This is a genomic window from Bifidobacterium sp. B4111 (genome assembly GCF_026537235.1).
Lineage (GTDB): Bacteria > Actinomycetota > Actinomycetes > Actinomycetales > Bifidobacteriaceae > Bombiscardovia.
This window is the reverse complement of the sequence record NZ_JAFNMO010000001.1, coordinates 324728-349911: the sequence shown is the minus strand read 5'-3', so window position 1 is coordinate 349911 and position 25184 is coordinate 324728. Positions and strand designations below refer to the sequence as shown.

Annotated in this window: 30 protein-coding genes; 1 reads left to right on the top strand and 29 read right to left on the bottom strand. The window is 65.3% G+C overall.

Features of this window, described 5'->3' with window-relative positions; all coding sequences use genetic code 11:
* Positions 1–4: 4 nt before the first annotated feature.
* From J3T93_RS01710 to J3T93_RS01620, 19 genes are all read right to left on the bottom strand, one after another.
* The gene (locus J3T93_RS01710) at positions 5–2428 is read right to left on the bottom strand and encodes a hypothetical protein (protein WP_267430299.1); all 2424 of its coding nucleotides are present in this window, start codon (positions 2426–2428) and stop codon (positions 5–7) included.
* A 12-nt stretch (positions 2429–2440) separates the two neighbouring features.
* Complete coding sequence (locus J3T93_RS01705) at positions 2441–3652, bottom strand: hypothetical protein (protein ID WP_267430298.1); 1212 nt, start codon at positions 3650–3652, stop codon at positions 2441–2443.
* The gene (locus J3T93_RS01700; RefSeq protein WP_267430297.1) at positions 3649–4563 is read right to left on the bottom strand and encodes a hypothetical protein; all 915 of its coding nucleotides are present in this window, start codon (positions 4561–4563) and stop codon (positions 3649–3651) included. The genes J3T93_RS01705 and J3T93_RS01700 overlap by 4 nt, the downstream gene beginning before the upstream one ends.
* A gap of 11 nt (positions 4564–4574) precedes the next feature.
* Positions 4575–5450: a hypothetical protein gene (locus tag J3T93_RS01695; protein ID WP_267430296.1), complete on the bottom strand. Its 876-nt coding sequence runs from the start codon at positions 5448–5450 to the stop codon at positions 4575–4577.
* Positions 5447–8743 (bottom strand): phage tail tape measure protein, encoded by a 3297-nt coding sequence (locus tag J3T93_RS01690; RefSeq protein ID WP_267430295.1) that lies wholly within the window; start codon positions 8741–8743, stop codon positions 5447–5449. The genes J3T93_RS01695 and J3T93_RS01690 overlap by 4 nt, the downstream gene beginning before the upstream one ends.
* 15 nt (positions 8744–8758) lie before the next feature.
* The gene (locus tag J3T93_RS01685) at positions 8759–9076 is read right to left on the bottom strand and encodes a hypothetical protein (RefSeq protein ID WP_267430294.1); all 318 of its coding nucleotides are present in this window, start codon (positions 9074–9076) and stop codon (positions 8759–8761) included.
* Between the two features lie 44 nt (positions 9077–9120).
* The gene (locus J3T93_RS01680) at positions 9121–9591 is read right to left on the bottom strand and encodes a hypothetical protein (RefSeq protein WP_267430293.1); all 471 of its coding nucleotides are present in this window, start codon (positions 9589–9591) and stop codon (positions 9121–9123) included.
* A gap of 93 nt (positions 9592–9684) precedes the next feature.
* The gene (locus J3T93_RS01675) at positions 9685–10263 is read right to left on the bottom strand and encodes a hypothetical protein (RefSeq protein WP_267430292.1); all 579 of its coding nucleotides are present in this window, start codon (positions 10261–10263) and stop codon (positions 9685–9687) included.
* A gap of 71 nt (positions 10264–10334) precedes the next feature.
* Positions 10335–10730, bottom strand: a complete 396-nt coding sequence (gp17, locus tag J3T93_RS01670; protein WP_267430291.1) for a tail completion protein gp17 — start codon at positions 10728–10730, stop codon at positions 10335–10337.
* Positions 10727–11098, bottom strand: coding sequence for a hypothetical protein (locus J3T93_RS01665; protein ID WP_267430290.1), 372 nt, complete (start codon positions 11096–11098; stop codon positions 10727–10729). The genes gp17 and J3T93_RS01665 overlap by 4 nt, the downstream gene beginning before the upstream one ends.
* A gap of 1 nt (position 11099) precedes the next feature.
* Positions 11100–11543: a DUF6093 family protein gene (locus J3T93_RS01660; RefSeq protein WP_267430289.1), complete on the bottom strand. Its 444-nt coding sequence runs from the start codon at positions 11541–11543 to the stop codon at positions 11100–11102.
* A gap of 12 nt (positions 11544–11555) precedes the next feature.
* Positions 11556–12005, bottom strand: coding sequence for a Gp19/Gp15/Gp42 family protein (locus J3T93_RS01655; protein WP_267430288.1), 450 nt, complete (start codon positions 12003–12005; stop codon positions 11556–11558).
* 2 nt (positions 12006–12007) lie between these two features.
* Entirely contained in the window at positions 12008–13000 is a 993-nt protein-coding gene (locus J3T93_RS01650; protein WP_267430287.1) for a major capsid protein, read from the bottom strand.
* 21 nt (positions 13001–13021) lie between these two features.
* The gene (locus J3T93_RS01645; RefSeq protein WP_267430286.1) at positions 13022–13597 is read right to left on the bottom strand and encodes a capsid assembly scaffolding protein Gp46 family protein; all 576 of its coding nucleotides are present in this window, start codon (positions 13595–13597) and stop codon (positions 13022–13024) included.
* 76 nt (positions 13598–13673) lie between these two features.
* Positions 13674–14681 (bottom strand): hypothetical protein, encoded by a 1008-nt coding sequence (locus tag J3T93_RS01640; RefSeq protein WP_267430592.1) that lies wholly within the window; start codon positions 14679–14681, stop codon positions 13674–13676.
* A complete protein-coding gene (locus J3T93_RS01635; RefSeq protein WP_267430285.1) occupies positions 14566–16038 on the bottom strand; it encodes a phage portal protein in 1473 nt (490 codons plus the stop codon). The genes J3T93_RS01640 and J3T93_RS01635 overlap by 116 nt, the downstream gene beginning before the upstream one ends.
* A complete protein-coding gene (locus J3T93_RS01630; protein WP_267430284.1) occupies positions 16013–17689 on the bottom strand; it encodes a hypothetical protein in 1677 nt (558 codons plus the stop codon). Before J3T93_RS01630 ends, J3T93_RS01635 begins: the two co-directional genes overlap by 26 nt.
* Positions 17686–18195 carry a hypothetical protein gene (locus J3T93_RS01625; RefSeq protein ID WP_267430283.1) on the bottom strand — a complete coding sequence of 170 codons (510 nt, stop codon included), beginning with the start codon at positions 18193–18195 and terminating at the stop codon, positions 17686–17688. Before J3T93_RS01625 ends, J3T93_RS01630 begins: the two co-directional genes overlap by 4 nt.
* A 750-nt stretch (positions 18196–18945) precedes the next feature.
* Entirely contained in the window at positions 18946–19215 is a 270-nt protein-coding gene (locus J3T93_RS01620; RefSeq protein ID WP_267430282.1) for a Thoeris anti-defense Tad2 family protein, read from the bottom strand.
* 76 nt (positions 19216–19291) lie between these two features.
* On the opposite strand from J3T93_RS01620, the gene J3T93_RS01615 reads away from it, so the two are divergent.
* Complete coding sequence (locus tag J3T93_RS01615) at positions 19292–19642, top strand: hypothetical protein (protein ID WP_267430281.1); 351 nt, start codon at positions 19292–19294, stop codon at positions 19640–19642.
* Positions 19643–19716: 74 nt separating this feature from the next.
* On the opposite strand, the gene J3T93_RS01610 is transcribed toward J3T93_RS01615, so the two are convergent.
* The 10 genes from J3T93_RS01610 to J3T93_RS01565 form a co-directional block, all read right to left on the bottom strand.
* Positions 19717–20469, bottom strand: coding sequence for a MerR family transcriptional regulator (locus tag J3T93_RS01610; protein WP_267430280.1), 753 nt, complete (start codon positions 20467–20469; stop codon positions 19717–19719).
* Between the two features lie 159 nt (positions 20470–20628).
* Complete coding sequence (locus J3T93_RS01605; protein WP_267430279.1) at positions 20629–20826, bottom strand: hypothetical protein; 198 nt, start codon at positions 20824–20826, stop codon at positions 20629–20631.
* Positions 20811–21011, bottom strand: coding sequence for a hypothetical protein (locus J3T93_RS01600; RefSeq protein WP_267430278.1), 201 nt, complete (start codon positions 21009–21011; stop codon positions 20811–20813). Before J3T93_RS01600 ends, J3T93_RS01605 begins: the two co-directional genes overlap by 16 nt.
* Positions 21008–21793, bottom strand: a complete 786-nt coding sequence (locus tag J3T93_RS01595; RefSeq protein WP_267430277.1) for a phosphoadenosine phosphosulfate reductase family protein — start codon at positions 21791–21793, stop codon at positions 21008–21010. The genes J3T93_RS01600 and J3T93_RS01595 overlap by 4 nt, the downstream gene beginning before the upstream one ends.
* A 5-nt stretch (positions 21794–21798) precedes the next feature.
* A complete protein-coding gene (locus tag J3T93_RS01590) occupies positions 21799–22389 on the bottom strand; it encodes a hypothetical protein (RefSeq protein WP_267430276.1) in 591 nt (196 codons plus the stop codon).
* Positions 22386–23216, bottom strand: coding sequence for a hypothetical protein (locus tag J3T93_RS01585; protein WP_267430275.1), 831 nt, complete (start codon positions 23214–23216; stop codon positions 22386–22388). The genes J3T93_RS01590 and J3T93_RS01585 overlap by 4 nt, the downstream gene beginning before the upstream one ends.
* Before the next feature lie 4 nt (positions 23217–23220).
* Complete coding sequence (locus tag J3T93_RS01580; protein ID WP_267430274.1) at positions 23221–23607, bottom strand: hypothetical protein; 387 nt, start codon at positions 23605–23607, stop codon at positions 23221–23223.
* The gene (locus J3T93_RS01575) at positions 23604–24344 is read right to left on the bottom strand and encodes a hypothetical protein (RefSeq protein WP_267430273.1); all 741 of its coding nucleotides are present in this window, start codon (positions 24342–24344) and stop codon (positions 23604–23606) included. Before J3T93_RS01575 ends, J3T93_RS01580 begins: the two co-directional genes overlap by 4 nt.
* Positions 24341–24916: a type I-E CRISPR-associated protein Cas6/Cse3/CasE gene (locus J3T93_RS01570; protein ID WP_267430272.1), complete on the bottom strand. Its 576-nt coding sequence runs from the start codon at positions 24914–24916 to the stop codon at positions 24341–24343. Before J3T93_RS01570 ends, J3T93_RS01575 begins: the two co-directional genes overlap by 4 nt.
* Entirely contained in the window at positions 24894–25169 is a 276-nt protein-coding gene (locus tag J3T93_RS01565; protein WP_267430271.1) for a hypothetical protein, read from the bottom strand. Before J3T93_RS01565 ends, J3T93_RS01570 begins: the two co-directional genes overlap by 23 nt.
* Positions 25170–25184: the final 15 nt, after the last annotated feature.

The following is a 25184-nucleotide window of genomic DNA, read 5'->3' as shown; positions in this document are numbered from 1 at the left end:
AGCCTCACATCCAAAAGCATTGTCCGGAGCAGTAGTCCACCTGCCCGCCCTGCGCGGTCACGCTGACCGTGCCCTGCGGGTAGGACTCGTTCGGCCCGAAGATGTGCACGCGGCAAAGGGTCGAGTAGCTGCCGTACGCCCACATGTCGATCGCCCGGTCCGGCCGCACCGGTTTTGACAGGACTATGACTGGCGTCAAAACGTTCTGCTGGAACAGTCCCGATATTTTCTGCACGTTGAAATCGAGGAAGCACACGCCGGCCCTCTGGTAGATGCGCATGAAATTCCGGTAGTTCGTGAAACCCTGGTAGAAGGCGATGACGTCGTTGGTTCGGTAGTCGGCGGAGCTGGCATCCACGCCCTGCAGGCGCAGGGAATCGCCGGGCATCCCCAGATCGATCTGGCTGGCCATGACCGATGCGGCGCTGCCAGACGGGGTGATGCGCGCCTGGAATTCGGGCTGCTGGGGGCTGGTGCCCATCGCCAGCCGGCTGCCAGCACCGTCATGATCCCCCCAGATCAGCCAGTACGGGTGCGTGGGATCATCACCGATGCCCTGCAGGCCGCCGGTCGTGCTCCCTTGAATCAGGGTCTGGCTCAGCTGGATGCGGTCGCCCTTCGAGGCGGTTTGGAAGCCGCCCACCGCCTGCACCCCGTCCCCGGAGGCGCGGAAAAGATACTTGCCGTCCCTGCCCTTGGCCCAGAAGCCCGACGAGTCGAAGCCCACCAGGCCGTCCGGCGTGGAGAAAAGGCCGGACTCGACGATGGCGGCCGTCAGACTCCCCACGTCGATCTCGTCGGCCTTGATCTTCCTGACCAGGAGCTTTTCCAGCATGGCCTCGGACGCGGTGACCTTGTCCGCGACCACCGCCCCGTCGGCCAGGCAGATGGTGCCCACGCTGCCGGCCACCAGCACCTGCTGTGCCAACAACACGTAGTCGGTGAAACTCTTGCCGTTCCACACCTGGATGCCGGTCACGTTATTGCTCTTGTCCAATTGCATCCACAGGTCACCCAGGGCCAGACCGGCATGATCCGGCTCGGAGGCGGCGGCGATGATCCGGTTCTTCCCGTCGGCCGTGGTCTGCGCCTGCCTGGCCTGGTCCTTGGCGGCTTGGCTGTCGGTCACGTCCCTGACGGTCAGGCCGGTGATCCACCAGCCTTTCGCAGCTTCCCCGTAGCCGGCGATGTTGAGCCACACGCTCAGACTGTGGTCGGTGTCGGTCCACTGGTCGGGCGTGCCGACGACGGCCTCCCGCCACACCCAGGAGGAGGCCTCCCCCGGGGTGACCGTGACCGCCTCATCCCAATGCGTGCCGGGGTTGACGTACCGCCAGCCGATCCGCAGATCCTCACGGCCCTTGCCGTCGCAGATGCACCAGAAGCCGAAACGATACCTGCGCCCACGATCCAATGGGAAGCGCCAGCTGCTGAAGTAGTCCCTCTGGGTCAAGGCCCCGTAGGTGGCGTAGGGCAGGGGCGGCTTGGCCGGGGCACCGCTCGTGCCCATGTTCAGGCCGAAGCCGTCCAGGTCGCCCCATGCCGGGTCGAAGGCGGGATTGCGGACCAGCTCCACGCCCCGCGAGAGGGCCGCATCGGCCTTGCTGCTTGCGGCTGCGCTCTGGCTGACGGCCGTGCTCGCGCTGTCTACAGCCTCGCCGGCTTTCTGCTTGGCGTCGCCGGCGTCCTTCGATGCCTGCTTGGCCGACGCTGCTGCGTTGTTGGCCGTGGACACGGCCGTGCCAACGCTGCCGGACAGGCCGTCGGCGATGGTCTTGGCCTGGCTGGCCGTGCTGCCAGCGTCGGCCGCGGCCTTGCCCGCATCGGCGGCTGCCTGGCTGGCGCTGGCTGCGGTCTGCTGCACCCCGGCGATCTGGTTGATGGCCTGCTGCGCCTTGTCCTGCGCGTCTTTGATCTGGCTGGCGTCCACGACGCTCTTGACCGTCACGCTCACAGGCTCTGTGGTGCCGGAGCCGTTGGGGGCGGGGCTGCCGTCCTCCGCATGCGCATCATCCCACGCCCGTGCGGTCACCCGGTGGACGCTGTCCGCCTCGTACGGGCCCAGGGTGGCCGTGCCCCTGACCCGCAGCTGGCCAGCCTCGGTCCCGTCCACCAGGATGCTGATGTGGTCGAAGTCGGCTGGCATGCCGCCCTTGAGGGTGCCGTCCCAGGAGACCAGGATCATGCCCGCAGCCGAGTCCACACCCACGCCCGTGGGCATGCCCGGAGGGGTCGTGTCCCCCACCCAGGGGGCGATGCCCTGCAGGCCGGCCGCCTCGCCGGCGATCAGCTTGGTGCCGCCTGCCGTGGGGATGGTGACGCTGCCGATGTTGCCCGTCTGCTGCCGGCTGGCCATGTCCAGGGCCCCTGCGGCCAGGGCGGCCAGCTGCTCCCCCGGGCTCTGCGGGGCGATCAGCGTATGCTGCACGATACGCCCTCCTTACTGATAGGGATCTGCCATCACGTCGAAAGTGACCTTGGCGGTGTTTGTCTGGTCGCCGGACAGGAGCATGACCGCCGTCCGGTAGTCGCCGTCCGGCAGGCTCGGAAAGCCCTGGATGCTCAGCGTCACCGGCATGCCCGGACGCAGACTGGCCGGGGACAGGGCCACGTTGTCGGCGGTCATATCGCCGAAATGCACCTGGGTGGTGATCTGGATCAGCTTGCGCCGGCCTGCCTGCAGCTGCGCCCGGGCGTGGGATTTGAGCACGGCCGGATTGTCGGTGTCCGTGTCCGAGTAGGCCGTCTCACGCAGGATCTGCGGGTCCGGCCCGCCGGTGATGCCCGACAGGTCCTGGGCCAGGGCCGTGAGCACGCTCTCGTCGCTGCCCGCCCCCGTCGCATACACGCGCTGGATCGGGGAGGCGTGCGCCACCTGCAGATCATCCAGCAGGCTCGCCCCAGGATGATAGGGCAGGACGACCGGAGGCGTGGAAGCAAACAAACGCCTGTCTCCGTCGCTGCCGGCCTCGAAACGGATGCGCACATGCGACCCGTCAGCAGTCAGGTACGGGATGAAGACGAAGTCCGGCCCGTCCTGCAGGTCGGCGATGTCGCACAGCAGCTTCTTCGCACCGTTGTTCTGGATGTTCCACGCCTTCCAGCTGGTCTTCTGCCTCGTGCCTTTCTCCCCCTGGTAGGGCCAGTCGATGGGCAGCTGGCCGCCCTGCTTGCGTTCGGTCGCGTACAGGCCGGCCTCGCACATGATCCCCCGGTAGGACAGGCCGTCCACGCCGATCACATCCGTGCTCTTGCCGTCCCGGTAAGCGCCCTCACGGACCACAAGCCGCTGGGAGAGCAGCTCAAGCGGTGAGGAGAGAGGGAAGCTGGTGTCCTGCTGAGTGTCCTGCCGCTCCCCTATCACGCCCCAGACGGCAGGGTCGCCGAAGTCGTCGCCCGCCATCGAGTCCGCCCAGGTCAGGCACAGGGCCCGCCTGGCCGAGTCCAAAAGCAGGCTCCGCTGGTCGGGCGTGTCCGCTGGCAGGGCCGACCAGGGCAGGGTCAGGCTGGAGGCGCTCCTGTCGCCAGGCTCGCGTGAGGCGGTAGTAAACGACGAGTCTCTTATCCCCATCTGCCATTGGAAGCTGGGCACGTCCACTGGGGCGATGATCTGCCCGTCGCGCGCGTCGGTCAGCCACAGCCGCCAGCTCACCGGGCCACGCCCCGGTCGAAAAGCTGGAACCGCTGCCCTATATACGATGGGAAGCCGGCATGGTTGTTGCCGTAATGGTAGACGGGTGCGCTGCCGGCCGCCCACCATTTCATGACGCAGGCCGTATGGTCGCCCCGGCGGACCGTGGCGATGAAGGTATGCTGGTGGGTCGTCCAGGTCGTGCCCTTGGCCGCGAGGATGGCGCTGGACCCCTCCAAAGCCTTGTCGTCGAGCATGAAAGCGACGCCCTGCTCGGCGCTCATGTTGTCCGCGGCCGAGAAATTGTCGTCGAAGCGGAATTCGATTTCTCGGTCGGTGGGCAGGTAGAAGCCGACCTTGCGCTCGTAGTATGCGGTCCCGTCGTTGGCGGAGCCGCCGCCCTGGCCCGACTGCCTGCTCCAGGACTCGGCGAGCCTGCCCATCAAAGCGCCGGCCGGCATCGCATAATCAACGTCCCCGTACTCCATGGCCGACGCGGTGCTCATGGCACCGGCCGGCAGCTGGCGGTAGCCGATGACAAGACCACCAGCCTCCACCTGCGGGGCCGCTGGTGATGCCGACGGCGTGCCCTGCTGCACCTTCACATGCGCCTTGTTGTCGGGCTGGCCCGTATAGGAGACGATATAGACCGCATCGATGCGCGGATAGGCCGAGTCACCAGCATCCACCGCGTTCTCCGTGGCCGGGTCGCCGCCACCGTCCCACCAGGCCAGGCTCATGCCGTCCGCATCACCCATGGAGCAGGCCGCCACCCCGGGGCTCACCCCGTAGCGCAGATCCTGACGGCCCGACACCACCAGGCCGCTGACCACCCCCGGATTATCCCACTGGGCGGCGATCACCCGACGGTGAGTCAGCGCATCACACCCCTGGCCCTCGCTGTCCGGGGCCACACCCAAAGCTGTAGACATAGATCACTCCTCTATAGATACGTGTCACGGACGCTCACGGTCGCCCAGCCCGATCCGGGCGACATCAGCTGCACCGACAAAGACCCCATCGCCGGAATCGAAGGAAACCCCCTGCGGGTGAGCCGCCTGCTCACATCCACGCCGCCCATGGACGCCGTCTGCGTCCGACAGTCCAAAACCAGTGGGACACGGCCCACGCTCCCCGACCACTGCAAAGCCCTGCCATCAGAGCCCACCAGCAGCACCCCGTCAGGCATCGGACCCGTCACCGTGATCACCGGATACGCCATGGCGGAGCCAGAATTACGCAGCAGGGCCACGCTCTGCGGGGAGCCCGCATCAGCCCCATACGAGAGCGGATACACCAGGCCCAGACCCTTGCTCCCATAGGACAGACCACCCGACGAGGACGATGTGGGGAAAAGCTGCACGTCCATCGACCGCCAGGACAGGCGCTCGGGACGCCGGCACAGGACGGTGATCAGGCCCGTATCGGTCTGCATGGCCATGTTCTGCGGTGCCTTGTCGGGGAGCACCTGCAGCACCTCCCCCACCTGGTAAGTGTCCTCGGGAGGGTCCACGACCCGCAGGCGGACCAGCCGGTGCGTCAAAGCGCCAAGCATGCCGCGCAGCTGCTCCAGCCTGCCCCGGTCGCCGGCCAGCAGACGGTAGGAGACGGACACGGTGCGCGCCCCGTAGGCGATGTCCGACTCGCCCACATCATGGTCGCCGTCACCCCACTTGCGGGGCGTGGCCTCCGTCCGCGACTCAGGAGTGCCATGCCAGCCGTCGATCTCCCGCAGGATCATCTCCCGGTCACCATCATCCCCGTACAAGCGGCACAGCTCCTTATCACCGGTTTGCGGGTAGAAGATCACCGTGCTCACAGCATGCCCCCTCTCCTCAGCAGACCGAGGGTCGCATGTCGCACCTTGGCCGAGTCCAAAGCCGACTGCGCGTAAGGATCCTGCACCACATGCTGGTGGAAAGTGACCGGCTGCTCGTACACGATCCGCGGCTCCTGACTGGCTGGCTGTGGCAGGTTCGGGGTGATCGGCGTGGCCTCGTACTTCTGCACGTAGCCTCCGGTCGCATAGCGCTGCCAGTTGATGGCATTGAGCATCTCCGTGCCGTATTGGCGCACCGCAGAAGCCCTAATCACGTACTCCCCGTTGGACAGGCGGGCCGGGATGTCATCGCTGGTGCCCGTCCCGGGCCCGGTGATCAGACCGCCGGCTGCATGACCACCGGTGGCGCTGATGTTGACGTGAAAGACCTTGCCCAGGATGCTGTTGACGACGCTCCAGAAGCCGCTCGCCTCTGCACCCACGTGCACGGTCTTGTCCCGGATAGTGGCGTTATCGACCGCTTTTCTGACAGCCATAAACGGCCCGTCATTGCCAGATATCACGCCGGTCTTGGGGTCGATCTTCCACCCGTTGGACTGGGCGATCTTCTTCCAGTGGTCACTGTTGTCGCCCTTCAGCTGGCCTGTCTTGGTGTCGATGGTCGCCCCGTTGGCCAAGGCGAGCGCCATGTCGTACTGGTGCTTGTCCAAGGTGAGCTTGGAGTGCTTGTCGTCGATCTTCGCTCCGGTCACCTCGCGGATGGCCATCATGGCATCCTTGTTCTTTCCTGTAATCTGGATGGTCTTCCCGTCAGGCAGGCCCTTGGCCGCCAGTCCCACCTGCTTGAGGGTTTTCGATGCTTCGTCCTTTATTTTGAGGGGCTTGGCGTTGGCTCTCTCGATCTGGTTCACCAGGTCCTTGACCCGGCCAGACGACAGGCCCACGGAGTCGGCGAAAGCGGTGGCGTCGCCGTCGCTCATGCCCATGGCTTTCGCATAGTCGATGACCTTCTGCCGGCCCTCCTCCATGACCTGGCTCACCTTGTCGATGCCTTCACCGTTCCTGGCATGAGCCTCGGCGCAATCCTGTGCAGCTGTCGCCAGGTCCTTCAGGGCCTTGCGGTTGGCCTGGCCTTTGGGGTTGAACGCGTCCAACGACTTGCCGTTCTTCTTCACGGCCTCGTCGGCTGCGGACAGGGCCTCCCCCCATTTGGTGTCAGCGTCGAAAGCACCTAGTTTGAAGCCGTAGTACTGTTTCAGCGCGTCCACGGCCTCGCCAAGCGCGGAGGACTCCTCGTTCACGCCTTTGTTGGAGGCGTTCAGCTGGTTGGAGAGAATGGATGATGCGTCAGCGGCCTTCTGGGTCTGCTCGGCTGACTGACCTTGCGCCTGAGCGTGCTGGCCGGCCGCGTCGGCTGCCTTCTTTTCACTCGAGGCCAGCTCGTCCTTGCCCTCCTTGTTGCGTTTTGTCTCTTCCGTGGAGTTCTTGTACACCTTGGTCAGCTGTGAGAGTTTGGTCTGGCCCTCGGTGATGACCCCGTAGTACTGGCTGCCGGACTGTTTGTTGGCCTCGAGGGCTTTGTTGACCTGGTCGATGGCGGTTTTACTGCCCTGTGCGGCACGGGCGAAGGTGCCGGCGCTGATGCCGCAGGCCTGGAGCATGTCGTCAAGGCTGCCGAAGCCGGTATTCAGGTGCTGCACCCAGCCCCAGTCGATGTTGTTGCCACTGGTGATCATGTCGACGAGTTTCTCGCTGGCGTCCCCGCCTTCGGCCATGGCCTGGGACAGTTCGTCCTGCGCGGCCTTGGCCTGGGCGGCGTGGTTGGCAAAGGCCGTGAGCGCTGCTCCTGCCACGCCCAGGGCGATTCCCCACGGGCCGCCGAGCAGGTCGACGATGCCAGCGCCGGCGCTTTTGAGTGCGCCCATACGCAGGGCGGAGCCGCTGGTGGCTGTGCCCACACGCCTCATCTGCTCCTCATAGGAGAGCGTGGACAGTTTGATCTGCTCCACCGCTGAGCTGAAATTGCCCATGGCGGCCTGCACGCGCTGCACGGGGTCCACGACCATGCCGAAGCTTCGGCTCAGTGCGCTGGTGCTTTGCGCGGTCTGGCCGAAGACCTTGTGCAGGCCTACGCCGGCTCCGGCGGCCATGCCGAGCATGACGACGGTCTGCTGTACGGGGGCAGGCAGGTCGCCGAAAGCGGTCACCAGGCTGGTGACCGACTGGATGACGCTGCGGATGGGCCCGTTGGCTCCAGATCCGATCTTGATCAGGGAGGTCTCCACAGCCCCGCCGAACTGCTCGACATCGCCTTTCAGATTGTCTGTCAGCGCAGCGGCCTGTTTGGCGGCGAAGCCCTGTTGGTTGACCTGCTTGGTGAATTTGTTGACGCCTTCGGCACCCTGCTCGTAGAGGGTGTTGCCCACGCTCATGGCTGCGTTGCTGAAGAGCACGCCCATGGCGTTGGCCCGCTGTTCGGGGGTGAGGGCTGACAGTTTTTCCTTGAGCTGACCTGCAAAATTCGCCAATCCCACGAAGTTTCCTTGGCTGTCGTACATGCTGATGCCCAGCTGCTGCATCTCCGCCTTGGCGGGGCCGGAGGCGCTGGTCAGGCCAATCAGCGCAGACCGCAGCTGCGTGCCGGCGTCGGAGCCGACGATGCCCTGGGAGGCCATCATGGTGATGGCTCCTGTGGTGTCCTCGATGCTCATGCCCAGCTGGCTTGCGGTCGTGCCCACCATCTTCAGGGCCTCGCCCATGTCGGAGACCCCGCCCTGGGCGGTGTTCGCTCCGGCGGCCAGCAGGTCGGCTACATGGCTGGCCTGGTTGCCTTGCAGGCCGAATTCGTTGAGTGCGGATGCGGTGAGCTCGGCGGCGTCGGCGACGCCCATCTGCCCGGAGGCTGCCAGGTCGAGGGCCCCGTCCAGGCCGCCCTGGAGGATGTCCGTGGTGCTCACACCGGCCTTGGCCAGCTCGTTGATGGCATCGGCGGACTCGGTGGCGCTGTATACGGTGCGTGCCCCGGCCTCCAGGGCCGCATCCCTGAGCCGCCCCATAGTATCGGCGGAAGCGCCGGTGTTGGCTTCGACCGCGCTCATAGACTGGTCGAAATCCGCAAAAGCCTTGACGGCTGCCACCCCTACGGCGGCGCTCAGGGCCCCCACGCCCAGTGCCACCTTCTGTCCCATGGCGCTGAACCGTTCGCCTTTGCTCATGGGGCGTTCCAGGGCTGTGGACAGCTCCGTGGCTGAGGCCGAGGCGGCCTGCATCTTGGCGGTGTAGTCCGTGCTGTCCGCCATCAAACGGATGACGATGTTCTGGTTGAGCGCCACGATGCACCTCCATGGTTATCTGGGGTTGAGTCTGGTGGTCTGCGAGTTCGGGGCCTCCACCGTGCCTCCTTGGGCGAACCGGTCCATGGCCAGCTCACGCATCCGCCCCACGAAGCAGGTGTCCACGGCCGCGTCCTTGAAGACAGTGGCGACGGCAACCTGGTCGTGACAAAATTCAATGTCCATGCCGCATATGGGGCACTTGTGGGCCCGCTCGTAGGTGTCCAGGGCCATCATCCAGTCGCGCTCGTACTCGTCCCATTCGACCGGGTCGTCGGGGGTGGGCTGCCAGCCGAGCCATCGCTTGTAGGAGATGCCCAGGCTGCGGGCCACGCGCAGCTGGGCCAGGTCTTCGGGGTGGCGCGCGAGCCAGTCCGCTAGCCGATCAGGTCGCGCACCGCTTTTGGGAGCGCGTCGATAGGGGTGTTCAAAGTCTGGATGGTCTGGATAAGGTCGGCCACCTGGATGTCGGTCAGCGAGCCCGTCAGCCCGGCCAGGTCCTCCCCGCCCAGGTCGAGGTCCTCACCGCCCTTGTAGCGGGCTTTGACCAGCATGCGGGGCACCGCGTCGGCGACCATGCCCTGCAGGTCCTTGACGGCCCGGTCGCCCTTGACCTGCGTGTGGTCGATGACGATGGCGTTCCAAGGGCTTGACGGCAGGCCCCGGAGGGTGAGCACCAGGGTGCTTTTGTCCAGATCCTGGACCATGCCGGCCAGACGCTCCTTGTCCTGTTTGTCCGGCTTGTCCTGGCTGTTGATCCGGTTGCTCAGGTCGATGATGTCACTCATCAGCTGCAGGTCGGTGACGATCTCCACTTCCTTGGTGATGGGCTTGACGGCAATAGGCATGCGTGCTCCTTAAGTATGTGCTGTGCTCCAAAAGTGACGAAAGTAAGGTCCCCGCATGGCCGGAGCACAGGGTCATGCGGGGAAGCATCATGGTCAGGCCGTGACGGTGGCGGTCTCGTCCTGGGACCCGGGCGCGACCGAGAAGCTGATGGTGCTCATCATGCGGGCATTGTCCGCGTGGGCCACGGGAGTGGCGATGCCGATCACGGTTTTGAAAACCGACACCTTCTGGCCGGCCTTGTACGGGGTCTGGCCTGCGCCACGGCGGCGCACCAGATACCCCTTGGTCCCCTTGACCAGGGTCTCTATGGCCGCGTTGGCATAGCCCTCGTTGTTGACGTTGTTGATCACCTGCAGGGACCCGCCGTCGTACTTTTCGGCTCCCGGGATCTCGCCCACGTCGGCGGACGCCTCGCGGTCGTCCTTGATGGACTCCTGCGTATGGTTGAGCTTCCACCCAGTCGAGGTCAGATAAGCGGAAACGTTCAAATTCCCTTCGGCGTTGAGCTCGGTCTCGGTGGGCTTGGTCATGTCCTTGATGCCCCCGTGGCCGGGCACGAAGGTGGTCAGGATGTTGCCGTCCTCGAGGATTGCTGCGGGCAGGCCGGTCTCCTCGTTGACCGCAGGAGTGGTCGGCGCGGTGTTTTCATTGGTATCAGTGGTGTCAGGCATGGGTGCCTCCGAATCATGGTTGTTGGGTTTAAATATGGAAAAGCCCCGCGGATAGGCGGGGTGAATGCAAGTCAGCTGGTCCAGGCGAAGCGCCAGGTGAGCACACGCATCAAGAACGGGGCTGATGTTTTCGGGTCGGTGAGCTCTGCCGCGTACAGGCCGGAATCCTGGTCGGGGATCAGCCTGCTGGTCCTCCGGTCGGCGGGCTTGGCACCGTCCAGGGCGGCTTTGAGCCGGTCCATGGCGATGCTGATGCCGTCGCCCTGGCGGCCGACGACGCGGATGTCGAGCACCCCGTCGTGGGAGACGGCGTGCAGGTCCTCGGCCCCGCTGCGCCCGGTCTCGGAGACGCGCACCACTATCCAGGGCGGGCTCTGCCCGGTGGCCACGTCCTCATACACCTTCCACCCGGGCATGTCCGGCACCAGGGCAGTGACGGCTCGTCTCACCTCCACGGTCCGGCTCATAGCTTGGACGCCGCCTCTCTGACATACCGGGCGGTCGGCTCCAGCTCGTCAGCGCCATGCTCGTAAAAACGATGGTGGCCGCCACCCCGGCTGGTGCCGAAGAAGGCGATGTTGGCCAGGCTGGATGCGCCGCCCTGCTCGGGGCCAATGTCCGCCTCCACGACCGGCCCCCGCTCCTGCATGTCGTAGTGGATGCGGATGCGGCGGAAGGCATGGTTGCTGGAGGATTGCAGGTCCTCGCTCACGCTTTCTTTGATGTTCTGCGCCCCGTGCTTGACCGCGGCTGCGACCAGCGCCTGGTTGCGCAGGGGCACGGCGGCGAGCGCCTTGGCCAGGTCCTTGACCTGGCTTACGTCGATGGCCGGCATGTCAGTCCTCCTCGTTTTGCTCAGGGATTTCCTGCACGTTCCAACGTCTGGCTGTCGCCAGGGTCTTCTCGCTCTGCATGTTGACCAGGCTCATGCACCTGCCCTTCAGGTCTGGGTCCTGGGAGTCGACCACCAGGGCCACATCCTTCTCCCGCAGTCCCGTGGCGGAAATAGGGAGGTGCAGGTACAAGGACCATTGGGGCACGAGCCCGCCTACGTTGGAGGAGTCGCCGGACGCGGTGCTCGTCTGGGAGGCCATGCCTCCGGAGGTCTGCACCTTGCCCGGCCCCTCGTACAGCACCTCCCCGGTTGGGGTTTCCGCCCCCGTGACTGGGTCGACGGCTGTCTTCTCGGGCCGGGTGATGCGGATGGTGTCGGTCATGAGGCTTTCGGCTGCGCGTCTGAGCCTGGGCAGGCTGGCAGCGATCATGCTTGCTGGGTCCATGCCGGCCTCCTGTCAGGCGTATGGGTATGAGGGCAGGGGCACGTATACGGGGTCCATCTGGGCCTGGATGCTGTTCCTTCCGGCATTATCAAGACGGAGGAGCTGCTCCCATTCCTCGTCGAGGATGGTGATCTCACCGACGGACCGGGTCGAGTCGATAGTCTGCTGCACGTTCGCGTCGTCGACCTGGGTCATGACGGAGCGCAGGCCCTCGGGGTTGAGGGCCTTGCGTTCCACGGCGCTGACGAGCACGTCCTTGACGGTGTCCTGATAGACGGGGTCCTGGCTGGCCCACTCGTCCAGGAGGGGCACGCGGGAGCGGACCTTCCTTTCGGCCTTGTCGAGCCAGTATTGCATCTGCCGGCCTTCGGTCCCGTCCTGGTCGATGCTTCTGCCCAGGGCGGTTGCTACGTCCTGGACTTCCGCATATTTCGCGTGCCGCTGCTTGTCGTCGCCTGCCATGGTCACTTGTTTGCGGGCTTGGCGCCGGCCATGACCTTGACGCCGCGCAGGACGGCGGCGGCCTTGGTGGCTTTCAGGCAGACGGCCACGGGCCCCAGTTCGACCTCGCCGGACTTGACGGCCTTGGCGGTGCTGAAGTCGGGCAGCCAGGTCTTGACCAGCTGGCCTCCGGCGGTGCTGACCGCGTGGAAGCCGTCCAGGCCGACCCGGTAGGCGTACACGCTGGTGGTGCCGTCGGCGGCCACGGGGATGATCGGGTCGTTGGTGCCGGCTTTGGCGCCGGCGTCCACGAGGGTGATGCCTCCGTAGGTCTCCCTGGTGATGGGCCGCCCGTTGGCGCCCACCAGGTCATCGACCGGGCTGCGGGTCCAGGCGCTAGAGCGTCGGGCGGCGGCGCGGATCTTGGCCAGGGCCTTCTCGTTGCCGACCAGCACGGTGGGGGTGCCGTCCAGCAGGGAGAGGAACTCGTCCAGGCTGTCCAGGATGTTGAAGCCGCTATCGCTCATGTCGGTCCAGTCGGGCTTGCTGTCCGTGTCCTCGGTGGAGGAGCCGGTCAGTGCCTTGTCCAGGCCGTCGAAGCTGTTTTCGTTCTTGTCCTGGTCGCCGTTGATGACGGTGTCCTGGAAGAGGGTAGTGGTGGCCTTGATCTTCTGGATCAGGTTCTGGGTGACCGCTCCGGATGCTGCGGGCCCGAGACCGGCGATGACCCGGTCCACCTCGAAGGCGCCGCCCAGGACGGCCAGGTCGACGCTCTTCTTCTCGGTCTTGACCTCCTGCGGCTCATACTCGCTGTTCAGGGCGCGGAATGCGGCCGTGGGCTGCGTGGTCTGCCGGCGGTAGGAGTAGGTGAGCGTCGCCCCGCCGCCTGCCGGGTTGACCACGTCGTCGAAGATGAGGGAGTCGAGGATCTCGGAGTTCTTTCGGAACTCGTCGATGACCATGGGGTCGTAGTCCTCGAGCGTGTTGTTCTTGGCTTCCGCCAGTGTGACTGCCATACGGATTCTCCTTAGTGGGTTTTACTGCTTGTAGTGTCCGGCGATGGCCTCGGCCAGGTTCGCGGGTTTGGGGCCTCCGCCCATGCCCTGGCTCTTGTCGGGCTTGGGTGCCGGAGGCTTGTGGTCGGCTGTGCTGATCAGGGCGGAGAGCTCCTCGGCGTCCTTGGCCATCTCCTCGGCGGTCTCCCCGCGCAGCCTGGTGGCGAGCTTGAGGGGGATGCCCTTGGAGGCGGCCACCTCGTACTGGGTGGCCTTGCGCCGGCTGGCCTCGGCGTCGTGCTGGAGCTGTTCGAGCTTTTCGGCCTGCTTCTGCTCCTCGCTCTTGTCGCGGTCCTGGTATTCCTTGAGCTTGGCTTCCAGTTCGGCCGCCCTGGCCTTCGCGGTCTTGGCTGCTTGGCGTTCGGCCTCCAGGGCCTTCTTGCCGCCTTCGCCCAGCGGCTCGTCGCCCTGGCCCTGCTCCAGACCTTGATTGCCGGCCTGGCCTTGGGTCTGCGGGTCCGGGTCGCCCGTCCCCTGCCCTTCGGCGTCCGGCTGGTCGATGGTGCGTATCCGCATCCAGTACAGGTCGCGCATTCGCATCCATTTGAGGTTGTGCATCGTTTCTCCTTGCTGTTGCCATGTCGCATGGCTGCGCCGGACGCCTCGCGCGACCGGTGAAAATCCTGTTTGTCGGCTAGTTGAGCCAGCCGTAGTTGTGCAGGAGCCGGAGCGCCTTGTCGTGGTCGCTGCCGGCTATCTGATAGATGGTCTCGGGCATGAGCCTGGGCCTGTCCACCCGCGTAGAACGGCCTCCGGCTTTGACGAAGTCCTTCGCGTAGCCGGCGTCGATCATCCGGTGTGAGGCGTAGCCGCGCCTGGTGGTGGATTCGGTGGTGTATTTGATGCGCCGGTCCCAGGCCTGGGCGGCGCTGACGCTGCCCTTGCGCCGGTAGGCGTTGACCAGGGCGTTCAGATCGGCCCCGTCACGGTAGGCGCGCGCGTTGGCCCGGCTGCCCAGCGTCCTGGCCAGCTGCCTGTCGTCCAGCCGGTCCAGCCATCCTCTGGGGTCGGCGCAGGCGCTGTCGGGCATGCGGGTGGCGTACACGGCGATGCAGTCGCATCTGGGGTGGCGTTCGAAGGCCTTGGCGCCGCTGGGCTGGCCGGCGAGGATGACGCACCGGCCGCATGAGGGCGGGGTGAGCGCCCGCACCCAGACCGCCGTGTGGCGCCGGCTTCGTGCGGCCATGGCCGATGCGGACCGGGAGGTGTCGGCCAGGATGGTCCTGGCACGCTGCTGCAGCTGGTCCTCGATGACTTTCAGGGCGATCTGCTCGTCCAGGCCTTTTCTGACGGCCTGCTTGCCGGCGACGACCGCCCCCCACATGTCGTCCAGGGTGTCGTAGCCGGCCCCGTCCACGCCCACCCATTGGCGGGGGTCGACCGGGTACTGCGCGTACAGGGGGTGCCCGTCCAGCTCGCGCATGGCCTCAGGCGTGGCGGCTGCGGAGTCGGCTGCCGTGGCCTGCTGCGCCTGGTCCAGCGAGGCGAACAGGGCCGGCATGATGGCCGCGTAGGAGCCGGAGAAGTCACTGCCGGCGTTGGCCCGCCACAGGAGCGTGATCCTTCTGGCCAGACTGTTGCTGCGTTTTCGGAGTCTTCTGGCCTGCCTGACCGCCGTCTGGGGCAGGTCCTGCCCCGCCATGGTCCTCATGGTCGTCCTCCCCGTCCATGGGCTTCACGTAGCCCCAATCCTGCATGTCGTCGTCGGTGAAGCGTTCGCGTTCCTTGTCCTTGCGGGCTTCGGACCAGCCGAGCTCGTCCCAGGCCCCCTCCCTGCTGAGGATCCCCGTGGCGACGAGCTTCTGGATCGCGTCGGCCTTCTGCGCAAACGTGGGCGTGTTGGGGTCGTCCCAGTCGGTGCGTATGCGATGCCCGTCCACCTGGTCGCCGGTGGCCATCCGCCAGGCCAGGGCCATCACATCCCCCCAGGAGTCGCCGTCCAGGCTGTTCTTCAGCTCCACGTTCTTGACCAGGCGCACCTCGTCGGCGCGGATGGCGCCTTCGCTGGCCGGGTTGGCACTGTTCTGCCCGAAGTAGCGGACGGGCAGGCCGGTGACGGCGCTGACCTGCTCGGCCAGCAGGTCGATCACGGTCTTGAAGTTGCTCAGATCGCTGGCCGTGAACTGCCCGAACTTGGCATCCTTGGACTTGCTGGTGGTCATCGCCGTGTAGTAGGCCTGCCAGGGTGTGGCGATCCTGCCGGTCCTGGCGTCGATGAAGTCCTTGTCGGACAGGCCGACGGCCCATTTGCCGGGCACGGCGTGCGTCTCCATGGCCACCTGCAGGTCCATGAGCGCCCTGGCGGCCATGTCGGTGGGGCGCAGCACGTCCTGCATTTCGCTTTCGCCGGTGAAGTCGCCTACTCTGGGCCGGTTGATGAACTGGACGACGGGCACCTGGCCCAGATGGTGCTCGTCCCGTTCGGTCACGGCCCAGTTCCAGCCGGCCCCCTTGTCCAGGTAGACGGTGGAGTCGGGCTGGTAGAGGGTGGCCTGCGTGGGCGCGTTGGCCCGGTACGGGTCGTAGTAGACGCGCAGGGCGGCGGTGATCCTGCGGGTCCTGGGGTCGATGCGGGCGATCATGGACTTGGAGGATTCCACGGTGATCAGCGGATGCTCCTTGTCGTCCGGGTTCGCTCCGACGGTGACGAACCCGTGCCCCTGGATGCGTGTCTCCAGGTGCGCCAGCACGCTCTGGGACTCCATGTTGTTGGCCTCCCAGATCTCCCACAGCTGGTCGTTGGCGTCCGGCTGGTCGGGCATGCTGAAGCTGCGCACATGCTGGCGTTGCACCACGGTGTCCACGGTCACCCTGGGCCAGTTCAGCGGGAATTCGAAGGCGCGAAGCTCCGGGGGGACGGCGATGCCGAGAATCTGGAGCATCTGCGCGCCACGGTAGTAGTCGTCCAGCTGCTGGTGGGTGCGGCGCAGGCGCGTCAGCCGGTAATACAGTGAGCGAACCAAAGCCTGCTCGTCAGAAGATAGACCCGTTTGCGCCATGCCAGTCCCCTTCGTCGTAGTCGCTGAATACGAATGCCTTGCCCTGGTCGCCGTTCCAGCCGAGCGCCCTCATGTCGCTGGCGGCCTCGTGGGCCAGGATGTCGGCCATGCTGATGTCGATCTTCTGGTTTTCGCTGGGCTTGCCCAGGACGAACCTGTCGCCGGGCTTGGCGACCATGCGGGCCGCCATCATGTGCAGCTTGGCGGTCGGGTCGGGCGAGTGCGTGGTGGTGCCGTCCGCCGTGTCCTCCCTGAATCTGACCAGAGCGTCGTACATGCGGCCCACCTGGTTGGTGGGCCAGGCGACCACCGTGTCCTCACCGTAGCGTTCGCTCCACTCGTCCACCTGCGTCTCCCAGGGGTGCGGGTCGCAGTAGAAGCGCATCACCCGGTATTTTTCGAACAGTTCGGACACGCAGGCGTCGACCTCGCTGCGCGGGATGCGTCCCTCCCACTCCCTGGGGTTCCACCAGGCTGGTCTTTCGGCCGGTCCGTAGGTGGGGGTCCACCGCCATCCGTCCATAGTCTCGGCCCGCAGGGCGGTCCAGTCGCCGGACTGGGAGCCGTCGAAGCCCATGCAGATCTCCGACCCTTCGGGTGGGGGCTCGCGGTCCACGGCCGTGCTGTCGTACAGCTGCTCGGGCATGTAGGATCCCAAGCCCTGCACCAGCTCGCAGCCGAAGAACCGCCTGGCCTGCGCAGGGTCGCGTTCCAGCAGTTCCGAGGCCGTGGCCTCCACCGCGTCCAGGTTCACCCATGGTGAGCCTTTGTAGACGAATTCAAGGATCTTCCTTCGGTCCTTGGGGTCGGTGAAGTCCAGGCTCGGGTCGTGCCTGGGGAAGTATTTCATGATGTCGTCGCGACGGCTCTCGTAGGTGGCCTGGCCGAAGCTCGCGTCCATGGGGTCCCAGGGGTTGGTCAGCTCCAGCATGCGCCCGTCCATGCCGGAAACGCCTCGAAGCACCGTGTCGGCCACCTCGAACATGCCGCTCCTACGGGTGTAGATGCCCGACTCGTCCAGCAGGGCGAAATTGACGGGGTTGCCCAGCTTGGACCTGGCCGAGGCGGTCACCGGGTCGATGCGCCCGCCGTTGGGCAGGCGGATGAACCCCTCGCGCACGGTCATCAGGTCCGAAAGCCGCCCGTTGCGGATCATGGTCTGCAGGGGGCGGTACACGTTGGCGGTCTGCTCCTCGGAGTTGGCCAGCAGCTGCACCAGGGCGGTGCGCCTGGGCATGCCCATGGGCTCGCCCGGACGGTACTCGTATTCGAAGCCGCACCCGCACCCCCAGTCGGAGCACCGGTACACTTCGCCGCCCTTGGCCCAGCCGCAGAACACGCACGGTCCGCCACCCTCAAAGCAGGCCACCGCAGCGCCGAAGGGGCTCTTGCCCAGCTTCTGGCCGCCCACGATCTGGCCCCGGCGCCACTTGTATGCGGACCCCTGCAAGGGACGGCGCACGTCGTAGTTGGCATCGGGCCGCACCGTGTAGAAGTCCACCGCGTTGAGCAGCTGCCAGCCGGTCAGGATGAAGGGCTTGCCCAGGTCGAACCCGCTGGGCACCACGCAGTGCCAGGCCGTCCAGTCGGCGAACAGGAAGCCGAGCGACTTCGGCGGGGTGTGACGGGATTTCTTCGCCAAAGAGCTCACCCCATCTCCTCATACCGTTCCCTCGCGCTCGGGAACGCGATCACGTTCCTGGCCGGCTTGGTCTTCTTCCTGGTCTTGACCTCGTGGGGGACGATTTTCCACCCGTTCAGCTTCAGGCCCTGCGGGGTAAGGCCGATGGTGTCAGCATACCGGGCCAGCGTCGCCCGGTCCGAGGCCGTCGACGAGGAGGATTCACAGATCACATACTGGCGCGCATACAAGGCCACCGTCCCCTGCAGATAGGCGTAGCAGGGGTCATGCCAGGCGATGGCCTGCGGAAGCCTCCACAGGCCCTTCCACACCTCGAGCTCGCGCTCATGCCAGCGTTCGGTCGCGGCATCGTCCTCCAACAAATAGGTGCCTAGAGGGAATCTAGGCGGCCTGTAACGGTAGCCGTTCGCGTCCAAGGCGAAAGCGCCGCCGGAAGACCGTCCCAGACGGTCCGAACGGGCGGAATTCGGGTCATAGGCCGGGCCCGAACGGGCGCGGGCTCCTCCGGACACCATGGCCGCTCACCTCGCCTCCCGCGCATGCTTCTGCAAATGTTTGAACCCTCCGCACCTGCGAGCCACCTCACCGGCGGTCTAGAAGGCCCGCCCGGGGGGTCACCCCCCTGGGGGTGGGCAGGTCTGATGATTCGTCGACGCTCTCATCCTCGAAGATCGATTCCGGCTTCTCGTCTCGCATCGCCGTCGTTCGCTGTTCGCTGTTTGCCTGTCGCTGTGCTGCTGTCTGCCGACTGTCAGGCTTGGCCTGGCCGGTCGCAGTCCTTGGCCTACGTCCAATGCTCGCGCATGCGCACGCTGTTGGCTTGCCCTGCGCTGCGATTGCAGTGCGCATGCTCAGGACCAGTCCAGGCAAGCCTGTCGTCGGTGTGCCCCAGGTCCCACGCCTCGCCGCGTCGTATCGGCTTTCCGCATCTGCTGCACAGCACGGCATGCCCCTGGGCCAGGTACCGGGACCACCTGGCCCTCTCGGCCTGATGCCTTGCACCATAGCCACGACGAGAGGCCGAGCCTCGCTCCCGCTCATGCTCCTGACTGTGGTCCTTGCAGTAACGCTGACCTCGAGGGACAAGCTGCGGACAGTTGTGCCACGCGCACCTGCTCAACGGCATGGAAGCCCTCCTGCCTGGCCGAGGGGATGGATGAGTAGGATGCCTGGCTCGCGTCCAGAGGTTGGTTTTGTGGCGTGGCCAGGCAAGGATGATGCCCGCAGGCGCAAAGTGAGGGGAAAAGAACCTGCGGACAAGTGTGTTATTGGGCGATGACTTTGCCTGTGATGTCGCATAGCTGCCAGTCGTCGGACAGGAGCTCGATCTGGGTGGGGATCCAGGGGATGTACCCGTATCGGGATGCGGCTGTCAGGTAGTCGTGGGTGGGCTGTCCTGCATCCCTGGTCTGTCGGTCGTCCTGGGCCGTGCGCAGGCGGATGTCCACATCCTGCGACCAAGGGGGCAGGCGAACGCTCACCTGCTCACCTCTATGGTCTTTGAGGTATTTGAGTGCTTGGTCGAACCCAGCCATGATGGCTCCTTAATGTCGTGTTTGATTAGCGTTAGATAAGCAGTAGGACCTGCAGGCAAGTGCTATATCTTGTGCCATGAGATGGGATTGGGAAGCATTCAGCTCCATAGCCACAGCTGCTGGTACGCTTGTTGCCTTGTGCTTGGCTGTTTACAACATTCATCAAAACAGGAAAAACGAGCGGAAGGCTATTGTCGACAAGGCTTTTGGGATCGCCTTGGAGCTTGTGGACGTGGTTGGTGAATTCTATAGACTGTCCTATGACCGCTTCGCCCCGTCAATGGCTGCCGTCAAAGGTCGCTACCTGATCAGGTTGCTTGACATGTATGGGTATTCATGTGACGAACACAAAGTTTTCAATAATTCGATAGACACGTCTTTTGACGAATTGGATCGTCTCTTTGAACAAATCAAGCGTGATCAATAAAGGGCCGGACATCTCTGCCCGACCCTTACACTGAAATTCAACTGTAACACAGTTTAGCGGAACAGTCCGGAATGTCAAGCCGCGCTCGCGGGCCTGCCCATTTCGATTCTGGCGATGATGTCGCCGACCTGGTACACGTTCCTGCCGTTCGTCCCCTTCTCGCAGGGGATGATGCCCTTCTGCGCCCACTTGCGTATCGTGCGAGGCGTGACCTTCCATCCGCATTGGGTGAGCAGGTGGGCGATCTCGCCTGACGTGCCCTCCTGGTAGGAGTCCATGAGCCAGTCGCGCTGCGCCTGTCTGGTCTCTGCCAGATCGTTGAGCTGGCCGCAATTCTGGCAGAAGGCGTACTGGGACTTGTCCAGCACCCAGAGGATGGCGCCGCATGCCTGGCACCAGCCACCTCTCCTCTTGTCCTGCTCCCAGTCGAAGATCCTTTTGACCTTCTCGGCCGCCTGCCGCATCTGCCGCTGGATTCGCGCCGCTCGAGGATTGCGGGCCAGGGAAGGCACGCCATCCATGAGCATGCGACGGCCATCCTGCCTGCCTGTCCCCTGCGGCACCAGGGCGGTGTAAAACAGGCGGAAGAACTGCCATGTCGACCAGGCGTCCTCCCTCAACGGGTCCGGGCTGGAGGCGCGAGGGCCCATGCTGCCCTTGGCAAGCTGCCTGGGTCCCGGCCTGGCCTGCCTGGTGGCCACCTGGTACAGGTCGTCCGCCCTGTCGCACAGATAGCCCAGATCAGCCCTCAGCACCCGCTGGCAGTCCTTGCAGATCCGCTCCCCGTCAGCGAGCGCTGCTCCATCATTTGGGCATGTCTCAGCCAAGCTGCATCCTTTCCGGTCCTGGGTCGGCCGACTTGTCCACTTGCAGGCTTCCGTCGTTGATGCTGACGATGGTTCTTGGTCGTGAGGTCAAACGCACTGTTGGCATGGTCTCCTCCGCTTGGCTGGTCTCCTTCGGCTGTTTGCTTGCTCTTCGGGGTCTCAAAACTTGGGTATCCCCGTTTCTATGCCCAGATTATCGGCTTGCTTGTCTGACTCACGCGAAACTGTTGCTCGCATGGCAGCGATGACTGCCGGCGAGTACCCGTATTTGCGTTTCAGCTCCTCGTCGGATGCGCCCAGGCGGATGTCCTGCAGGGCTTTGGCTTGCTGGCTGGCGCGGGTCATGACTGCGGCCATATCGTGCCGATGACACATACAGCCGAGATCAATGCTATGAACCCGAACACGAGGGCCAGACCCGCAAAGCCGCATGAGATAACTTCCTTGCCGCGATCCTGGTAGACCTGTGAGAGGATCAGGTTTGCCACAGTGAGCACTACGGCCACGCCGAATATGATGATCGCCTGAATTTCGTTGCTCATGAGTCCTCCTTTGCTATGCGGTTTCTTGGCTGGTCTGCGGCCAAGTGCGGAAAGTAGTCGTCTTCCCATCTGGTGGTGTCCTTGAAGTGGGTGGGTGCGGATCCTGCGAGCCTGGTGATGGTGGGGCTTCGCAGGGAGTGGACGCGCAGCCAGCGTCTGTCGAGTGTGCCGCCGTATGAGGCTGCGTAGGCGGGATGGACGGGCAGGTGCCGGGTTTCGAGGTAGGCGAACACCTGCTCGGCGCTCCATCGGCCTATGGGCCGGCTGGTGTACGTTGATGAGAGTCCGCGGCTGCGGATGCTCATGCGTCGCATGGCGGACTCGTCGGCGCGCACGCCGGTGATGTGCGGCTCTTGGATCTGCTCTTTGAGCTGGTCCTGCGGCTTGCTTTCGTCGTGCATGTACTGGTCGAAGCCTGGCTCGCCGCGTCTGGGCGTTCTGGGGTGGCCTGGCCGCTCCTGGTAGACGGCTCCGGGGTGCGAGTCGAGGAAGGCGTCGCGCACTTGGAAGGTGGCTTCCGCCTCGTAGCATCTGCCGTCCTTGCGGATGGCCGGCACCCAGACGATGGGGATGCCGGGGTCGGCCAGCCAGGCGAGGTGGGCGACCACGACGGAGTCTTTGCCCCAGCTGACGCTGATGATGCAGTCGGGGTGCGTGGCGTGGAAGCTTCTGATCTCCTGGATGGCTTGCTGTTCTTCGCGGCTCATGAGGCTGCCGATGGCCTGGTCGTACCGCTGGTACCCCCGCCAGGCTTGTAGGTCGGCTGGGGTGAGGGTGCTCATGGTGATCAGCATGTGGTCTGCCTGTCCTGGGACCAGTATGGGGGCCGGTAGCGTCCTGGATGGCCGGGGCTGGGCATGGGCCGGTCCTTCCATGCGTCCTGGTCCTCGCTTTGGCTGATGGTCCAGCTGGTGACGTGCCCGCATCCGAGGGCCCTATGGGAGCCGATGTGGGTGATGTCCTGCAGGAGGTTTTCCACCTGACTGGGGTCAGTGGCGACGACATCCCAGCTGATGGTGTCGATGAGGGTGGCGGGGATGGTCAGGTCTCGGGCTTTCCAGGCGTCGAGCCCGTGGTGGTTTTTCTTTTCCCTGGTGTATCGGGCGAGCTGCCAATCCGGGGGTTTGCGGCGGATCTGCAGGCTGGTGTGGCCGATGATGCTGGGGTGGGCTGATGAGGCCTGCCATCCCCAGGTGCGGCAGGCGTGCCATTTTTCGAGCGGCAGATCGTAGTCCTTGATGCGTCCTCGTGGCGGGTCGGGGTTGTGCTCGCGTGCGTGCATGGCCCAGGCGAGGATCCCGTCCAGAGGCAGTGGGTTCCCTTCGACCCCGCAGGCTGCGGTGTCGAGGGTGGCCGTGACGTGCAGGGGGACGCTCATGCGAGCCTCCCGAGCAGGCTGATGATCTCGTCCCTGTGTGCTTCCACCTGGTCGCGCAGCAGGCTGGCTGCCCCCTGGTAGGGGATGTTCGTTCGGATGTCGGCTCTTCCGTATCCGCTGCCGGTCTTTGCGGCGAGCAGGGTGTGCCCGTCCGGTGCCCACAGGTCCAGGGCGGCTTTGAGCATGGTCTCGTCGGTGCTGGTGGCGGCGGCGGACAGCTGGAGGCTGCCTTCCAGCCTGGCTCCGGGGCTGAGAGTCTGCACGCTGTAGATCATCTGCGTGCTGCCGGCGGCTTCGGCTCCCATCTTCATGAGGGTGGCGAGGGGGCTGTCGGACTGGTCCATGCGGGTGCCGAATTCCTCGCTGCGCCAGTAGCCTGCGGGCTTGAGGTCGTCCGTGTCGCGCAGCCGTTCCCGGTTTTCCTGGCAGGCGAGGATGGCGTCGCTGGCTCGCAGGGTGCCTTCGATGATGTCGCTTTTGCTGGCGTAGCCGAGCATGGTCAGCCAAGGCAGGAGCGTGTGCGCGTCCCGGTATGCCTGCAGGTCGGTCTGTGCGCCTTTCTCGGTGACGGCTCCGCCAGTGAAGAGCAGGTCGACCTGGCCTTTGGTCAGGCTTCCCGGCTCCAGGCGGAGTGTTTTCACGGTCTCCCAGGCGAGGGCGTTGCGCAGCCCGTGCCGGATGGAGTTGGCGGACAGGAAGGGCACCTGGGCCATGCGCCCGTCGCCGGTGTGCACGGTCTGGGTGCGGAGGATGGATGTGTTGCCTTGTGTGCCGGCTCCGTGGTGGAAGGGCGATGTGAGGGTGAGCGTGTAGTCGATGGCGGTCATGTTTTCAGTTCTCCTTCTTGCTGGTTTTGGCGGCTTTGGCCTGGCGGCGGCGCATGTCGGCCAGGGCGATGATGTAGACGATGGTGCGGCTGACGTGGTCCTGCCAGGCGGTGTAGTCGGCGTCGATCACCTCGCATGCGCTGACGGCGTCAGCGCTCCTGTCGACGGCGATCTGGGGGATCTGGAGCTTCCTGCAGGCGGTGGTGAGCATCTGGGCCGCGTCGGATGATCCGGCTGCTGCGGTCTGGATGGCTGTGGCGGCGCGTCCTCCGCTCCAGAAGTCGAGCCTGCTGGGCCCGTCTTCGGTCAGGCTGTCGCGCAGGGCGAAGATGAGCCTGATGGTGGCTTCGTCCATCTGCTCGATGGTGGGTGTCTGCTGTGTTGGTGTCATGAGGTTTCTCCTTTGTCGATGATCGGCTTGGTGATGGTCCAGAGGGCCAGGTCGAGGATGGGGCTGCCCTTGTATGGGGTGATGTCCTGGTCGAGGCGCTGCCAGCGGCTGGCCTGGCGCATGTCGTCGAAGCGTGGCGGCTGCCCGTCCTGGATCATGTCGGGTCCGGCTCCGGTCCGGCGCAGCTGCAGGGCTGTGTTGTAGACGCTGGTGAAGGTTTCCTTCCGGTAGGGGATGTCGGATGTTTCCATGCGGATCATGCCTGTGGGGCCGGCGTTCAGCCCGGTGTAGGGCATGACGTGCTTCTGCCCGCTGACGGCGATGCTGACCGCCCACGGGCTGTCGGGCGGGTCGAGCAGCAGGCGGAGGATGGGCGTGGTGTCGTGCCGGGAGGTGAGGGTGATGCCCTCATGCTGGCCGATCCATGCGGCGGCTTTCTCCTGGCTGTGCGGCAGGCTCACCTCGGGGGCTGCGGCTACGCTCCACATGCGGATGGTGTGCAGTCCCCTGCCTGAGCATGCCCACAGGCAGCAGTCGCACACCCGGTCCGATGATGGGTCCGCGTACAGGCTGCGATCCGTGAAGTTGGCCCCCAGGGCTTTGCCGGCCGGAGCAGTGACCGGCTGGACGGTGCCGCACACCTTGCAGGGTGCCTCGCACTTCTGCAGAAGCCTGGCGGCGGCACCTTCAGGCTGTGGCTCTCCCAGCAGGCCCCAGATCATACGCACCGCTTTCATGCCGACCTCCTCGCCAGGACCAGGCCCGCTCCGAAGCGTTTGCCCCGGCCGACCCCGTGGACGAGCATGCCGGCGAAGGCCTCCGTGTCGATGACGGTGGCCCAGGCGTGGAAGACTGCACGGCTGACGGTCAGCCGCTGCCCCGCATGGTCGCCTTTCGCCGGGGTAAGCATGGCGGCCGAGTCCACGCAGGCATGGCATCCTGGCAGATGTGACTCCACCCAGTCTGGTAGCTGCTTTTCCTCCACAGGCACCCGCCGATGGCCTTTCTTGCAGACGGTGGCAGACACCATGCCGGAAAGCTCCACCCTGGCGCCCTGCTCGAAGCGCACGCCCGCCCTGGCCTGCCTGACTGACGTGGCTTCGCCGGCGAAGGTGTCCGGCGACAGCGGGCTAAGCGTCTGGATCAGCATCACTCCGGTCCTGGGCTGGCACCACAGCGATTTGGGGTCGCCTGTGGACGCTGTGATGATCCGGTGCGCGAGCGCCGAATCGAAGGGGATGCCGCGCGCCTTGCGGGTCAGCATCACCTCCGTGTGCCACACCGAGTCAGGCAGTCGTTCCCTGCTCATAGGTTCTCCTTCCTTGGTATTTGCTTAAGGCTCTGATGAATTCCTCCCGCTCCTGTGCTGTCATCGACGGCGTGGGATCGGGGCCTGGAACCGGCTCGTCCATATCGTCGCCGACGTGCCAGTGCTCGGGGCAGTAGTCGTGTCCGTCCTCGGTATGCAGCCAGTCCTCGTTACAGCTGTCTGGGTCGGCGGTCTGGTCGCATTCCGGCCAGTCGCAGACCAGCATGTGAGCCGTGAAGGTCATGTCGCTCATTGTCTCTGCTCCTTC

Coding starts and splice junctions, on each gene's coding strand:
- J3T93_RS01675 (WP_267430292.1), bottom strand. CDS start 10,263: ATGCCTGACACCACTGATACCAATGAAAACACCGCGCCGACCACTCCT.
- J3T93_RS01615 (WP_267430281.1), top strand. CDS start 19,292: ATGAGATGGGATTGGGAAGCATTCAGCTCCATAGCCACAGCTGCTGGT.
- J3T93_RS01570 (WP_267430272.1), bottom strand. CDS start 24,916: ATGAGCAGGGAACGACTGCCTGACTCGGTGTGGCACACGGAGGTGATG.
- J3T93_RS01645 (WP_267430286.1), bottom strand. CDS start 13,597: ATGCACAACCTCAAATGGATGCGAATGCGCGACCTGTACTGGATGCGG.
- J3T93_RS01575 (WP_267430273.1), bottom strand. CDS start 24,344: ATGAAAGCGGTGCGTATGATCTGGGGCCTGCTGGGAGAGCCACAGCCT.
- J3T93_RS01640 (WP_267430592.1), bottom strand. CDS start 14,681: ATGGCGGGGCAGGACCTGCCCCAGACGGCGGTCAGGCAGGCCAGAAGA.
- J3T93_RS01605 (WP_267430279.1), bottom strand. CDS start 20,826: ATGGCCGCAGTCATGACCCGCGCCAGCCAGCAAGCCAAAGCCCTGCAG.
- J3T93_RS01700 (WP_267430297.1), bottom strand. CDS start 4,563: ATGTCTACAGCTTTGGGTGTGGCCCCGGACAGCGAGGGCCAGGGGTGT.
- J3T93_RS01620 (WP_267430282.1), bottom strand. CDS start 19,215: ATGGCTGGGTTCGACCAAGCACTCAAATACCTCAAAGACCATAGAGGT.
- J3T93_RS01595 (WP_267430277.1), bottom strand. CDS start 21,793: ATGAGCACCCTCACCCCAGCCGACCTACAAGCCTGGCGGGGGTACCAG.
- J3T93_RS01600 (WP_267430278.1), bottom strand. CDS start 21,011: ATGAGCAACGAAATTCAGGCGATCATCATATTCGGCGTGGCCGTAGTG.
- J3T93_RS01665 (WP_267430290.1), bottom strand. CDS start 11,098: ATGCCGGCCATCGACGTAAGCCAGGTCAAGGACCTGGCCAAGGCGCTC.
- J3T93_RS01580 (WP_267430274.1), bottom strand. CDS start 23,607: ATGACACCAACACAGCAGACACCCACCATCGAGCAGATGGACGAAGCC.
- J3T93_RS01635 (WP_267430285.1), bottom strand. CDS start 16,038: ATGGCGCAAACGGGTCTATCTTCTGACGAGCAGGCTTTGGTTCGCTCA.
- J3T93_RS01565 (WP_267430271.1), bottom strand. CDS start 25,169: ATGAGCGACATGACCTTCACGGCTCACATGCTGGTCTGCGACTGGCCG.
- gp17 (WP_267430291.1), bottom strand. CDS start 10,730: ATGAGCCGGACCGTGGAGGTGAGACGAGCCGTCACTGCCCTGGTGCCG.
- J3T93_RS01625 (WP_267430283.1), bottom strand. CDS start 18,195: ATGGTGTCCGGAGGAGCCCGCGCCCGTTCGGGCCCGGCCTATGACCCG.
- J3T93_RS01650 (WP_267430287.1), bottom strand. CDS start 13,000: ATGGCAGTCACACTGGCGGAAGCCAAGAACAACACGCTCGAGGACTAC.
- J3T93_RS01655 (WP_267430288.1), bottom strand. CDS start 12,005: ATGGCAGGCGACGACAAGCAGCGGCACGCGAAATATGCGGAAGTCCAG.
- J3T93_RS01660 (WP_267430289.1), bottom strand. CDS start 11,543: ATGGACCCAGCAAGCATGATCGCTGCCAGCCTGCCCAGGCTCAGACGC.
- J3T93_RS01590 (WP_267430276.1), bottom strand. CDS start 22,389: ATGAGCGTCCCCCTGCACGTCACGGCCACCCTCGACACCGCAGCCTGC.
- J3T93_RS01680 (WP_267430293.1), bottom strand. CDS start 9,591: ATGCCTATTGCCGTCAAGCCCATCACCAAGGAAGTGGAGATCGTCACC.
- J3T93_RS01585 (WP_267430275.1), bottom strand. CDS start 23,216: ATGACCGCCATCGACTACACGCTCACCCTCACATCGCCCTTCCACCAC.